Genomic DNA, 1,212 nt, shown 5'->3' on the forward strand with positions numbered 1-1,212 from the left:
CTTGTAACATTAATCCCTAGAATATAATCCAGGTATTGCCTTGCTTTAGCCGATTGTGCAAGCCCGTCATAGTCTGTTCCTGGTTCTAATCGGTTTAATGCTCCTTCTAATTCTGCGGCCTCATAGGAAGAGATAAAAAGACGGGATTCTCGCTTGTTCACACCTGCATATTCATATAATTCACGATAGATAAGCTCACCCTCTCTATCTGCATCACAAGAGTTGACCACATGATCCACATCGGGACGATTTAACAACTTAACTAATATTTGAATTTGTTCTAGACTATCCGATTTCGCTTTATATTCCGGCTCTAAAATAATGGGCAAGTGATCAAATTTGAATTCTTTGTAGCGCTCATCCATTTCTTCCGGATGTTTTAGCTCTAATAAATGCCCACGGCACCAACTAATAATGTAATTTTCATTTTCATAGTAGCCATAATACGGCTTACTACCTGGATGCTTTTGCGAGTTTCTAAATCTAGGTGATTTTAATAATTCAACGGCTACCTTCGGCTTTTCAGCAATAAATAATGTTTTTCCCATACGTACTACCTCCTATTAATCTGCAATTTCAGTTTCACGCTTCCATTTCTTATTTCTCCGCTTTTTCACCATTATCTGACCGAATAATAGCAACATGTTCAAAAAGACAGCTACAAGGAACATACAGCCCGCAAACAGCCATACATTCATGCCATTCACTCCTTTCGTTCTATAAACAAGAAAGAGGGCTTTTCCTTTTACCCTCTTTCATTTCTAGATATAAAAAAATCACTTTCTGTTTTCTCAATTGAGTAACAAAAAATGATTTAATCTGATGTTCCTGCTATACATTTTTTCATCGTTCCATTTCCATTTTTTCTTTTTTTCTACCCGATTTCTTTGTAGCCTTCGACGGCTCTACATTACCAGGCTCTGGCTCCTTTTCTTTTTCTTTATGATTCGTTTGTTTTCCGTTCAATGGCTGAAATTTTTTATCTACATCCATTTCCTTTGAAGTTGTAGACTGATTCACCGTTATTCCTTCTTTCCTAAGCTTCTCATCCACCTGGTTTTCTAATTTCACTATATGTTCCTGGCTTACTAGCTCATTATCAATCGAAACATACTTTGTTGTATAATACCGCTCTTCAGCTTTTACACGAGTGACAATACTATCAATATTATCTGGTGTTTCTTCATATTGTGAACGTCTGTATGCTTCGAA

Annotated in this window: 2 protein-coding genes and 1 pseudogene; all 3 read right to left on the reverse strand. The window is 36.7% G+C overall.

Going from position 1 to position 1,212, the window contains the following annotated elements; genetic code table 11:
- A partial coding sequence (locus tag BM089_RS30450) for a toprim domain-containing protein (RefSeq protein ID WP_254791386.1) occupies positions 1 to 548 on the reverse strand: 548 nt, incomplete at its 3' end.
- Between the two features lie 15 nt (positions 549 to 563).
- Complete coding sequence (locus BM089_RS31835) at positions 564 to 698, reverse strand: hypothetical protein (RefSeq protein ID WP_257207444.1); 135 nt, start codon at positions 696 to 698, stop codon at positions 564 to 566.
- Positions 699 to 843: 145 nt separating this feature from the next.
- Positions 844 to 1,212, reverse strand: a pseudogene (locus BM089_RS30455) (hypothetical protein); the annotation flags it as partial.

Source organism: Bacillus sp. 5mfcol3.1 (genome assembly GCF_900114335.1).
GTDB classification, from domain to species: Bacteria; Bacillota; Bacilli; order Bacillales; family Bacillaceae_G; genus Bacillus_A; species Bacillus_A thuringiensis_S.